This window comes from Pseudomonas parakoreensis (assembly GCF_021602155.1).
Classification (GTDB): Bacteria; Pseudomonadota; Gammaproteobacteria; order Pseudomonadales; family Pseudomonadaceae; genus Aquipseudomonas; species Aquipseudomonas parakoreensis.
Genome location: NZ_BQHY01000012.1, coordinates 170,240 through 181,948, shown reverse-complemented (window position 1 = coordinate 181,948; position 11,709 = coordinate 170,240). Strand labels below are relative to the sequence as shown.

The 11,709-nt window shown below is 60.8% G+C and carries 14 protein-coding genes; 6 read left to right on the top strand and 8 right to left on the bottom strand.

Going from position 1 to position 11,709, the window contains the following annotated elements; translation table 11 throughout:
- Positions 1–51 precede the first annotated feature (51 nt).
- The 6 genes from L6D63_RS19950 to L6D63_RS19925 form a co-directional block, all read right to left on the bottom strand.
- Complete coding sequence (locus L6D63_RS19950) at positions 52–1,392, bottom strand: sensor histidine kinase (RefSeq protein ID WP_131669975.1); 1,341 nt, start codon at positions 1,390–1,392, stop codon at positions 52–54.
- A gap of 169 nt (positions 1,393–1,561) precedes the next feature.
- The gene (locus tag L6D63_RS19945) at positions 1,562–2,011 is read right to left on the bottom strand and encodes a Spy/CpxP family protein refolding chaperone (protein WP_041073072.1); all 450 of its coding nucleotides are present in this window, start codon (positions 2,009–2,011) and stop codon (positions 1,562–1,564) included.
- A gap of 229 nt (positions 2,012–2,240) precedes the next feature.
- Positions 2,241–2,918, bottom strand: a complete 678-nt coding sequence (locus L6D63_RS19940; protein WP_041073070.1) for a response regulator transcription factor — start codon at positions 2,916–2,918, stop codon at positions 2,241–2,243.
- Positions 2,919–2,925: 7 nt separating this feature from the next.
- Positions 2,926–3,336, bottom strand: coding sequence for an SH3 domain-containing protein (locus L6D63_RS19935; protein WP_047292453.1), 411 nt, complete (start codon positions 3,334–3,336; stop codon positions 2,926–2,928).
- 282 nt (positions 3,337–3,618) lie between these two features.
- Positions 3,619–3,918, bottom strand: coding sequence for a YciI family protein (locus L6D63_RS19930; RefSeq protein ID WP_095667204.1), 300 nt, complete (start codon positions 3,916–3,918; stop codon positions 3,619–3,621).
- A gap of 1 nt (position 3,919) precedes the next feature.
- Complete coding sequence (locus L6D63_RS19925; protein WP_027613975.1) at positions 3,920–4,516, bottom strand: septation protein A; 597 nt, start codon at positions 4,514–4,516, stop codon at positions 3,920–3,922.
- 87 nt (positions 4,517–4,603) lie between these two features.
- Between L6D63_RS19925 and L6D63_RS19920 the strand changes: the two genes are divergently transcribed.
- From L6D63_RS19920 to rluB, 6 genes are all read left to right on the top strand, one after another.
- Positions 4,604–5,467, top strand: a complete 864-nt coding sequence (locus tag L6D63_RS19920; protein WP_047292458.1) for a PHP domain-containing protein — start codon at positions 4,604–4,606, stop codon at positions 5,465–5,467.
- Between the two features lie 13 nt (positions 5,468–5,480).
- Positions 5,481–6,110 (top strand): L-threonylcarbamoyladenylate synthase, encoded by a 630-nt coding sequence (locus L6D63_RS19915; protein WP_007966016.1) that lies wholly within the window; start codon positions 5,481–5,483, stop codon positions 6,108–6,110.
- A gap of 123 nt (positions 6,111–6,233) precedes the next feature.
- Positions 6,234–6,932, top strand: a complete 699-nt coding sequence (locus L6D63_RS19910) for a segregation and condensation protein A (RefSeq protein ID WP_171061841.1) — start codon at positions 6,234–6,236, stop codon at positions 6,930–6,932.
- An 11-nt stretch (positions 6,933–6,943) separates the two neighbouring features.
- Positions 6,944–7,921, top strand: coding sequence for an SMC-Scp complex subunit ScpB (gene scpB / locus L6D63_RS19905; protein WP_131669976.1), 978 nt, complete (start codon positions 6,944–6,946; stop codon positions 7,919–7,921).
- Positions 7,922–8,024: 103 nt separating this feature from the next.
- Positions 8,025–8,216: a DUF1289 domain-containing protein gene (locus L6D63_RS19900; protein WP_047292462.1), complete on the top strand. Its 192-nt coding sequence runs from the start codon at positions 8,025–8,027 to the stop codon at positions 8,214–8,216.
- A gap of 142 nt (positions 8,217–8,358) precedes the next feature.
- Entirely contained in the window at positions 8,359–9,579 is a 1,221-nt protein-coding gene (rluB, locus tag L6D63_RS19895; protein ID WP_131669977.1) for a 23S rRNA pseudouridine(2605) synthase RluB, read from the top strand.
- Between the two features lie 377 nt (positions 9,580–9,956).
- On the opposite strand, the gene L6D63_RS19890 is transcribed toward rluB, so the two are convergent.
- Positions 9,957–10,922 (bottom strand): M29 family metallopeptidase, encoded by a 966-nt coding sequence (locus tag L6D63_RS19890; protein ID WP_121184301.1) that lies wholly within the window; start codon positions 10,920–10,922, stop codon positions 9,957–9,959.
- Between the two features lie 70 nt (positions 10,923–10,992).
- A complete protein-coding gene (locus L6D63_RS19885; protein ID WP_003222780.1) occupies positions 10,993–11,130 on the bottom strand; it encodes a hypothetical protein in 138 nt (45 codons plus the stop codon).
- Between the last annotated feature and the right edge of the window lie 579 nt (positions 11,131–11,709).

Genomic DNA, 11,709 nt, shown 5'->3' with positions numbered 1-11,709 from the left:
AGCTGCCGCAGGCTCGGGCCGCGATCGGACGATCTTTTTTTCATCGAAAGTCTAAGGTTGGACGACAGCCCCTGGCACCAGCGGCAATTCCAGGCTGGCAATAAACCCGCCCTCGGGATGATTGGCCAGGGTCAGACTCCCGCCATGCCGCTCCGCCGCCCGCCTGGCAATTGCCAGGCCCAGGCCATGTCCCGCCGCCGTTTGCCCCGGCGCCCGGTAAAACGGTTCGCCCAACTGGCTCAGGTGTTCGGCCTGTACGCCCGGCCCGTGGTCGCGCACGCTCACGACAATCCGCTCGCCCTGACGCGTAGCCTGCATCTCGATCGCCTGGCCCACCGGGTTGAAACGCTGGGCGTTGCGCAACAGGTTGTCGACGGCGCGCTCGATCATGGTCGGCCATCCGGTCAGACTCAGCTGTGGCTCGGCGTTCAGGCGCACGCTCTGCTCGGGTGAGCCGAGCTGGGCATCTTTCTGCAAGGTGCCGAGCAGGGCGTTCAGGCCCACCGCTTCGGCACTGGCGTTGTCGGCATCGACCCGTGCCAGCACCAGAATTTCGCTGATCAACGCTTCCAGCCGATCGCACTCGCGGGTCAGGCGTGGCCAGAGTTTTTCCCGTTCTTCAGGATTGGCCCGTTCCGCCAGCGCCAGCGCGATGCGCAGTCGCGCCAGAGGTGAACGCAGTTCGTGGGACACGTCGCGCAGCAACTGGCGCTGACTGCCGATCAGGCTTTGCAGGCGCGCACCCATGCGGTTGAAGTCGTTGGCCAGCACACCGAATTCGTCGCGACGGTTGGCCAGTTTCGCCAGGCTGTTCTGTTGGTAGGTGGTCTGCCCCAGATCATGCACCGCACCGCGCAAACGGCTGAGCGGGCGGGTGATGGAGAAGGTCACCAGCAGGCTGAACAGGGTCAGTACCACCAGTGCGATACCCAGCGCACTCAGCGGCCAGAGCAGGCTTTCACGGTGCCACGCATCGAGTTCCGGGTGCGGGATGCGGAAGATGAACAGGTAAGTGTCGCCGGTTTTTTCGCTGGTGAATTCGTCGGTCAGGCGGCGCCAGGGCAGACGTCGGTCATCGTTGTTCTGTCTGGCTTCGAAGGCGGCGGCGCGACGCGGGAAGGTGCCACGCACCACCGGGTCGCCGCTTTCGTTCAGCACCTGGACGTCAATGTGGTACTGGCGTTTGCGCTGTTGAAGGATGTCCTGCGCGGCGTCTTCGCCCTGGGCTTCGTAGGTTTGCGTCCATTCGGCGGCCAGCGTGTTGAGGCCCGGATGGCGGCTGAGGATCCACGCGTCCTGATTGAGCATGTGCCCGAGCAGGATCGACAGCCCTGCCACCAGGGCGATGGCCAGCCAGAAGCTCGCGAGAATACGCCAGAACAGTGAACGCACAGAAAATCCTCAAACAAACGCGTAAGCCCTGTAGGAGCTGCCGAAGGCTGCGATCTTTTGATTTTGTTTTTCAAGATCAAGATCAAAAGATCGCAGCCTTCGGCAGCTCCTACCGTTTCGAATGTAAACAGGCCCGACGGTATCAGCCGTCGGGCCTGTGATCAGAACATTATTGCGCCTTTTGCGGCTGTTGCGCTTTCCACGCTTTGAACTCGGCCCATTCGGCGCGGCGTTCAGCCTGTTTCTTCTGGATCTCGTCGAATTTCTTCTGTTGATCCGGTTTCAGCAGGTTGCGTACGTCAGCTTCGGCTTTCTTGTGGTTGGCCGCCATCTCGTCTTTCATGGCTTTCTGGTCAGCCGGCGAGAGTTTTTCCAGGTACTTCTCGACCACCTGGCGACGTTCGTGCATCTGCTCGCCCATGATCTTGCGGATCTGATCGCGCTGTTCGCGGGTCAGGTCGAGTTGGCTGTACGGGCCTTTGCCGTGTTCGCCGTGCATCTGACCGCCGTGGCGTGGGCCGTCGAGTGGGCCACCCATCGGGCCACCATCCTGTGGCATGGCCATGGCGACGGTTGGCAGAGCGGCAGCGAACATCAGAGCGATAAGAGTCTTGCGCATGGTGTATCTCCTTGTCTCGTTCCCGGTACGTTCCGGATGAGTACAGATTACGGAGATCAAGGTCAGCGGCGGTCAGCGCTGCGTAAAGCTTGGGTAAAGACGCTTTGTTCCCAGCCTTACACATATCCCCTGTAGGAGCTGCGGCACGCTGCGATCTTTTGATCTTCAAAAGCAAAGATCGCAGCCTTCGGCAGCTCCTACAGGGGGATGTCGTTGTGTCGGACGTGGATCAGAGGCTGTAGTAGTAACCACGGCTGCGCAGGGCGACGATCCGTGGGCGGCCGTCGGGATGCGGGCCGATCTTCTTGCGCAGGTTGCTGACGTGCATGTCGAGGCTGCGGTCGTACAGGGTCAGCTTGCGACCGAGGGCCAGTTGCGCCAGTTCCTGTTTGTCCAGCGGTTCGCCGGGCTGCTTGAGCAGGGCTTCGAGCAGGCGGCTTTCGGAAACGGTAAGTGTCAGTTCTTTTTCGTCGATGCTGACCACGCCGCGCACCGGGCTGAAGCTCAGGTCGCCGAGTTCGAGTTGGGTGGATACGGCGGCCGGGTGGCTGCGGCGCAGCACGGCGCGCAGGCGCGCGGTGAGTTCACGCGGATCACAGGGTTTGGCCAGATAATCGTCGGCCCCCAGCTCCAGACCGAGAATGCGATCCAGCGGTTCGCCCCGGGCCGAGAGCATCAGCACCGGCAGTTCTGCGTGCTCGCTGCGCAATTGCTTGAGCAATTCCAGACCGCTGCCATCGGGCAGCATCACGTCCAGCACCACCGCCGCCGGAGCCGATTCGGCCAACGCCTTGCGCGCGCTCTGGCCATCGTGGCAGGCACGCACCAGAAAGCCTTCCTGGCTCAGCCAGCTACTCAGGAGTTCACACAACTCCTGGTCATCATCAATCAGTAACAGCTCGCTCATGACTCACTCAATTTAGCCATTGCCGACGTTTTCGGCTTGCTCCACTGGCAAAGATACCGCACAGCAGCGCCAATAGCGCTACCCCGGCGCCCGTAACGAACCATTGCTGCTGTTCGGTCAGCAAACGCGGCAAGGGACTGGCCTGGGCTTCCTTGAGTTGCAGCTTCAGGCGCTGATTCTCTTGGCGCAACCTGGCGAGCACGGCGCTTTCGCGAGTGTTGTCGGCATTTTGCAGTTGTTTGCTCAATTCTTCCCGCTGCTGCTCGCTGGCCTTCAGGCGCTGCTGCAACTCGGTAATCTGGCTGCCGGCACTTAATGACAATGGCGTGGAGCTGCCGCTTTCGGTGGTTTCTTCACCATGGGCGGGCGCCATGATCGTCAACGTGACCCACATCAGACACAACGGACCTTTGCGCATTGCGATTCCTGCTAGCAAATGGATATTGGGCAGGTTGTCGGCAGGCAAACGAGAATAATGAGCGATTGAGAGCGGTGAGAAGCGGGAAGGTTCAGTGCCGGGTAGAGGAGATATTGCGGTTGATGATTTTTGTGGTGAGGGGATTTATCCCCGATGGGCTGCGAAGCAGACCTGAAATGGGAGCATGCGGTGTGTCAGGCACACCGCATTGAATGGCTTTGGGTTGCTGCGCAACCATCGGGGATAAATCCCCTCGCCACAGAGTCCCTCGATATTCCTTGGTTACGGCAGGACTTGCTTGAACGGTTTGACGATCACGCTGGCGTACACGCCAGCAGCGATGTACGGATCGGCGTCGGCCCAGGCCTGGGCGGCGCTCAGGGAGTCGAATTCGGCGACGATCAGGCTGCCGGTGAAACCCGCCGCGCCCGGATCATTGCTGTCGATCGCCGGGTGCGGGCCGGCCAGCACGATGCGGCCTTCGCCCTTGAGCACTTGCAGGCGTTCGAGGTGGGCCGGGCGCGCGGCGAGGCGGGCTTCGAGCGAGTTGGCGACGTCGGTGGCAATGATTGCGTAGAGCATGTCAGTCCTCGGTTTTTGGCGTTGTGGTATCGGCGTCGTGCAGATGGCGGGACAGGTAGATGCCCTGACCGACCAGGAACAGCACGGTCATGCCCAGACTGCCGAACACCTTGAAGTCGACCCAGATGCTCTGGAAGGTGAATGCCACGAACAGGTTGGCAGCGCCGCAGAACAGGAAGAAGGCGATCCAGGCGATGTTCAGGCGGGTCCAGACCGGATCCGGCAGGGTCAGCGCGTGGCCCATGATGCGTTTGATCAGCAGGCGGTCACCGATGAAGTGGCTTCCGATGAAGGCCAGGGCGAACAGCCAGTTGACCACCGGGGCTTTCCATTTGAGGAAGGTCTCGCTGTGGAAGGCCAGGGTCAGGCTGCCGAACACCAGGCAGGCGATCAGGGTCAGCCATTGGCTTTTTTCCAGCTTGCGCTGCTTGATGAACAGCGCGCCGTAGACTACGAGGGAGCTGATGATCAGCATCGCCGTGGCGCTGTAAATACCGCCTACAGTCACCTCATGGCCGGCGATGTCGACGACCCGTGGATCCAGTTTGTAAACGATGAAAAACAGCAGAAGCGGGATGAAATCGATGAATTGTTTCACAGTGAGAGCCAGAAGCTGGATGTGGCGGCATAATAACAAACATATGGGCGCGCGATAGCGCCAGCTGATTTGAGGTTACAACTCCCCGTGAATGTTGATTTGCACTGCCACAGCACGGCCTCCGATGGCGCCCTGGCGCCGGCGGTTCTGGTTGCGCGTGCGTTTGAAAACGGCGTGCGAGTCCTGGCGTTGACCGATCATGACACCCTCGAAGGCCTCGCCGAAGCGCGCAGCGCCGCCGAAGAACTGGGCATGCAACTGGTCAATGGCGTCGAACTGTCCTGCACCTGGGGCGGCGCGACCATCCACGTGCTGGGCTACGGTTTCGACGTCAACGCCGCGCCCTTGGTCGAGGCCATCGCCAGATTGCACGATGGCCGCTGGCTGCGGTCGGAAGAAATAAGCCGCAAGCTTGGCCTCAAAGGTATGCCCGGTGCCCTCGAAGGCGCCCGGCAGATCCAGCAGGAACTGGGAGACAGCGGCAACGCGCCGGCCCGCCCGCATTTTGCCGACTGGATGGTGCGTGAAGGTTTCGTAAAGGATCGCGCCGAGGCATTCCGCAAATGGCTCGGCGCCGGCAAGCTCGGTGACGTCAAGCAGCACTGGCCGACGCTGGAAGACACCGTCGGCACCCTGCGCGCCGCCGGGGCGTGGGTCAGTCTGGCGCATCCGTGGCACTACGATTTCACCCGCAGCAAGCGCCGAAAGCTGATTGCCGACTATATTCAAGCGGGCGGGCATGCAATCGAAGTGGTCAATGGCCATCAGCCCGCAGAACAGGTCGGCAGCCTGGCGATCCTTGCCCGTGAGTTCGGTCTGCTGGTCAGTGCCGGCAGTGATTTTCATGGCCCTGGTGGCTGGTCCGAGATTGGCCAGTACCGGCCGGTTCCCGAGGACCTTCCACCCCTGTGGGGTCGGTTCAAACATGACACAGTTATCGCCGCCGTCTGAACAGGTAGAGAATGTGAGTCAATTTTTCCAGATCCATCCGGAAAACCCGCAAGCGCGCCTGATCAAACAGGCGGTCGAGATCATCCGCAAGGGCGGGGTGGTGATTTATCCCACGGACTCTTCCTACGCCATCGGTTGCCAGATCGGCGACAAGACCGCAATCGAGCGCGTGCGCCGTCTGCGTCAGCTCGACGAAAAGCACAACTTTGCGCTGATCTGCAGCGATCTGTCGCAACTGGGCAACTATGCCAAGATCGACACCGGCACCTTCCGCATTCTCAAGGCGCATCTGCCGGGGCCTTACACCTTTATCCTCAATGCCACCCGCGAAGTGCCGCGTTTGCTGCTGCATCCGAAGAAACGCACCATCGGCCTGCGGGTGCCGAGCCATCCGATTGCCTTGGCGTTGCTGGCCGAACTCGGCGAGCCGCTGATGAGTGTGACCCTGATCATGCCCGGCGATGAAGATCCGCTGAGCGATCCGTACGAAATGCGTCAATTGCTGGAACACCAGGTGGATCTGATCATCGACGGCGGTTTCGGCGGGATCAAGGCGTCCACCGTGATCGACCTGACCGGCGACGACCCGGAAGTGATCCGCGTCGGTTGCGGCGACCCCGCGCCGTTCATGGTCGAGGCCTGAATGTCCGCAGTGGAAACCGTTGTCGATCCCCAAGCCGGCGCCCAGCAGGAACTGCCGTTTGCCATGGTCTATGGCCAGGCGGTCACGGAAATGCCGCTGGACCTGTACATCCCGCCGGATGCGCTGGAAGTGTTTCTCGAAGCCTTCGAAGGCCCGCTCGACCTGCTGCTGTACCTGATCCGCAAACAGAACATCAACATTCTCGACATCCCGGTGGCGGAAATCACCCGTCAGTACATGGGCTATGTCGAGTTGATGCAGTCGGTGCGCCTGGAACTGGCCGCCGAGTACCTGGTGATGGCCGCGATGCTGGCCGAAATCAAATCGCGGATGCTCCTGCCGCGGGCCGAAACCGTCGAAGACGAAGAGGACGACCCGCGCGCCGAACTGATCCGCCGCCTGCAGGAATACGAGCGCTTCAAGGCCGCCGCCGAAGGCATCGACGGCCTGAGCCGGGTCGGACGCGATGTTGTGGTGCCCAAGCTCGACGCCCCGGAAGCCCGGGCACGCAAGCTGTTGCCTGATGTCGCGCTGGAAGAAATTCTGATGTCCATGGCCGAAGTGCTGCGCCGGGGCGACATGTTCGAGAGCCATCAGGTCAGCCGCGAGGCATTGTCGACCCGCGAGCGCATGAGCGATGTGCTGGAACGGCTCAAGGGCGGCGGTTTTGTGCCGTTTGTCGAGCTGTTCACCGCCGAGGAAGGTCGCCTCGGTGTGGTCGTGACCTTTATGGCGATCCTTGAACTGGTCAAGGAATCCTTGGTCGAGCTGGTGCAGAATGAGCCGTTCGCCGCGATCCACGTGCGAGCCCGAGCCGAATAACGAGTCGAAACATGAACCTGACTGAACCCCGCGAGCTGGCGCCCCTGCTTGAAGCCTTTCTGTTGGCCTCGGGAAAACCGCAATCGCTTGAACGCCTCTACGAACTGTTCGAAGAAGGTGAGCGCCCGGAACCGCCGGTCTTCAAGAAAGCCCTGAGCCTGCTGGCCAAGTCCTGCGAGGGCCGCGCGTTCGAGCTCAAGGAAGTCGCCTCCGGCTACCGCCTGCAGATCCGCGAGAAGTTTTCGCCGTGGGTCGGGCGTTTGTGGGAAGAACGGCCACAGCGCTATTCCCGTGCGCTGCTGGAAACCATGGCGCTGATCGCCTATCGCCAGCCGATTACCCGGGGCGAGATCGAAGACGTGCGGGGTGTGGCGGTCAACACCAACATCGTCAAAACGCTGATCGAGCGCGAGTGGATTCGCATCGTCGGGTACCGCGACGTGCCGGGCAAGCCGGCGATGTTCGCCACCACCAAGGCGTTTCTCGATCACTTCAATCTGAAAAACCTTGAAAACCTGCCACCGCTGGCCGAACTGCGCGAGATGGAAACCGAGCCCGTCCTCGATTTCGACGACGCACCGGTGCCGCAGGGCCTGCAGGAACAGGCCGACGCCAGCGCCGAGCCGGAAGAGCCGAAGGAAGAAACCAGCTTCCACAGCTTGCTGCTGGAACTGGACAGCATGGAGGAGGGGATCAAGACCGACTTCGATGATTTGTTGCGCGATGCGGCGGACGGGGAGACGTCGACGACTGAGCCGGAAGCCGAGACCGTCGAGCCGCCGATTGAAGTTGAACTTGAGGCCGAGCCTGAAGCCGAACCGGAAGAGGACATTCTTGGCGTTGCCGAGGCCCGGGAAAAACTTCTCGCTGCCGTCGCTGCCCTCGAGCAACCGGCCCCAGAGCCTGAACCCGAGCTGAGCGAAGAAGAAGCCGAGGCCCGCGCCCTGGCCGAAGCCATCGAAGCCGAACGCCGCGAGTTCGAGGACTGAGGCGCGCCGAAAAGATCGCAGCCTGCGGCAGCTCCTACAGGGACCGTATTCCAATGTAGGAGCTGCCGCAGGCTGCGATCTTTTGATCTTCAAGGGAGACCCCATGAGCTCGACCAAAGACCCGTGCATCAGCCTCTGCAAGTTCAGCGATGACATCTGCCTCGGCTGTGGCCGCAGCAAGCGCGAAATCCGCGCCTGGAAGAAACTCGACAAGGACGACAAGCGCACAGTGCTGGCGGAAGCCGCGCTGCGCCTGATCAAACTCGGTGGCGCCGGTCGGCGGAAAAAGAAATAACTGTCGATCGATCAGCTAGTCTCTGATGCACGATGGCGCACATCCGCGTATGATTCGCGACCCTTCGGCGATCCCTTCGCCCGAAAACCAGATTTCAATGCTTCAGGCGCCGCCTGAACAGACCACACCGGGAGGTGCCCAGATGAGTGACATCAATCAGAAAGACGACCAGGAAATCGGCCCGGCAGGCGAAAAACTGCAGAAAGTCCTCGCCCGTATCGGCGTCGGCTCACGCCGTGACGTCGAAGCCTGGATCAGCCAGGGCCGGATCAAGGTCAATGGCAAAGACGCCACCCTCGGCCTGCGCGTCGACATGCACGATGCCATCACCATTGATGGCAAGGTGATCAAGCGCGAAGAGGCGGCCGAGTCGGTGCGCCGCGTGATCATGTACAACAAGCCCGATGGCGAAATCTGCACCCGTGACGACCCGGAAGGCCGTCCGACCGTGTTCGACAAGCTGCCGCGCCCGAAAGAAGGCCGCTGGATCAACATCGGTCGTCTCGACATCAACACCACCGGTCTGCTGATGTTCACCACCGACGGTGAGTTGGCCAACCGTCTGATGCACCCGTCCTACGAGATGGACCGTGAGTACGCCGTGCGTGTCCGCGGTGAAGTCGACGACGAGATGATCGAGCGCCTGAAGGCGGGCGTGGTGCTGGAAGACGGCCCGGCGCGTTTCACCGACATTCAACAGGCGCCGGGCGGCGAAGGCTTCAACCACTGGTATCACTGCGTGGTGATGGAAGGCCGTAACCGTGAGGTTCGTCGCCTGTGGGAATCCCAAGGGCTGGTGGTCAGCCGTCTGAAGCGCGTGCGTTTCGGTCCGGTATTCCTCAACTCCGACCTGCCGATGGGCCGCTGGCGCGAAATGAACCAGTACGAAGTCGACGTGCTCAGCGCCGAAGTCGGCCTGACGCCGGTGGCGATGCCGCAACTCAACGCCAAGAGCAAGGACAAGCTGGAGCGTATGCAGCGTAAATCGTCGCGGCCGATGGCCAAGACCGAGCGCGTGCGAACTCTGCGTCCCGCCGCTGGCGCGCCGACCGGTCCGCGTCCGAGCCGTGAGCCGCAGATCGAAGGCGAGCGTCCGGGTCGCAAGCCAGTGGCCCGTGACGGCGAGCGCGCACCGCGTCCGGCCAACGGTCGCACCGAGCGTGGCGAAGGTCGTGCGCCGGCCGGTCGTGGTACGCCAGTGGCGGATCGTCCTGCGGACACCACCAACAAGCGTCCGGCCAAGCCTGCACCGAAGCGTCCGGGGATCAAACTGGTCGACGGCGACAAGCCATCAGGCAAGCGCCGTGGCGCACCGGCCGGTTCCGGTCAGCGTCCAGGCTTCGGTCGCAAGAAGCCGGAATAAGGCAGCTGTGAGCTTTGAGCGGCAAGCTTCGAGCTAAAGCAAAAACGCCAACCGCAGGGTTGGCGTTTTTTTTGTCTGGCAGAAGTTATGCAGCGACTGATTCGGCCTCTTCGCGAGCAGGCTCGCTCCCACATTGGAGATGCGACACACACAAATCCCCTGTGGGAGCGAGCCTGCTCGCGAAGGCGTCAGTCGCCTGAAACACAATGCATCCGTCTGGATTATTGGCTGGGTTGCGCGCTATTCCTGTAGGAGCTGCGGCACGCTGCGATCTTTTGATCTTGATCTGCAAAAACAAGATCAAAAGATCGCAGCCTCGTTTCACTCGACAGCTCCTACAGGGGGGGGGGCAGTGGCTTCAGAATGGAAATGTCTGCTTAGAAGACAAAACGTCCGTCAAACACCGGCTTGTCATCCAGCGCCAACACCCCGCCGGAGAAAATCAGGTCCAGATGATGACTGCCCTTGGCCCCGCCGCCGAGGCCCAGGTGCAGGCCGCAATGGCGCTCCTCGAAACCGGCGTTGCGCGCATACAGATCCTTCACGCCTTCATTGGTACCAATCCCCAATTCCTCAATGCGCCGGTTTGACGGATTGGCGTCCAGGTACTTGTTGAAATCATGCTCCAGCCCCGGCACATCAGTGGCGATGCGGCTGATGGTCGAGTTTTCGATCCACAACTCCAGTGGCGACTCCAGCACGCCGTACTTGCGCGCAAACGGGATAGTGCTGAGGAACGTGCCCTTGAATTTCACATGGCCGTTGATGGCTTCGCTGTGGGTGGCGATCTCGCCGGGGGCCAGGTCGAAGTTGCCGACGCCGTTGATGTCGGTCCACTTCTTGATGCTGCTCAGCGGCGTTTCAAACCATGAGCCGTGGTCGTCCTTGAAACTCAGCGTGGTCGCTTGGGACATGCGCTGGATCAAGTGACTGTTGAGCCCGGCGATACGCTGCGGCGTCACGCTGAAGGTGTCGTAAAAATAGTCGCCGTAATCCTTGAACAACAGCGACTTCTTCCAGTTTTCCGCCATCACGCTTTGCAGGGCGCGCACGAACTCCGGGCCGTCGGGGCGCGGGTTGGGCAGCGTGGAAGAGTCGTAGAAGAAAATGTACAGATCGCTGTCGGCAATCGCCGCGGTCAGCGTTGCGGTGCTTTCCAGGTCCAGGCGTCTGGCGCTGAAGGTGAAGCGGGGATGATCGCCGGCCTGTTCGGCGATGGCGCCGGTCAGGGCTTCGTAATCGGCGGTGTGGCCGAGCAGTACCTTCGCCGAGTCGAGACCGGCAAGGGCAGGGTGATGTTCGAGGTAGTAAAGGAAATGCGAGATCGCGCGGGGCTTATCCATGAGTCCTCCCTGACTGACCGTGAGAAAGCGGCAGGCACGACCGGCCGGATCGTGCCTGCCCGGGGATGTCTTACAGAGGCCACATCGCCGTGCCGAACGGAACCACCGCGTCGGCTTGCATCATTTCCACGGCGGCCTCATGGGTTGGCGCTTCAAACCATTCGTCCAGTTGCAGTTCGGTGTCCAGGTCTTTTTCCAGTGCTTGCATGGTCGATCTCCTAGATGACATTCACGGTTATGACTGGCCGGTCGAGGTGGCCGGCAAGACGTGAAGAACCTAGTTCAGGGTGTTTTGTAATGCAAAAAATTATTTATTTAAAATTTAAATAAACTTTTTATTCTGTTTTTAGGCGGCGATTTTCTTATTTGAAAACAAAAAACTAAGCCGCCACTTTCATTAGCAAGCTTGCTACCGTCAATTTGCAGACGTCCTACAGAATTTTCCGAAATGGAAAATCTGCGTTACGCCTTGTAAAGAAAAATTTACGAAAACGCCGATGAAGTCCAGTGGATTCACCCCGTTGCCGACGCTGTAAGGAAAACCTGCCGACGCCCGCCTGCAAAGGCCTTGCGCAGGGCTCTGGCGTGCTTGTTTCAGCCTCGTTTGCAGGGTGAGATGCGCCTCATGCCTGTCGTGCAGGTGCATAACAAGAAGGAGGCGCAATGAACGCCGAGATTGATCTTCACTTCTCTCCGTGGGGCGGTTTTTCGCTCGTCCCCGTCGATGGCCTGCAAAGGCCTGACTCAATTTTTGCAGTCGCCCGAGTGTCTCGAGGCGGCCCCATGC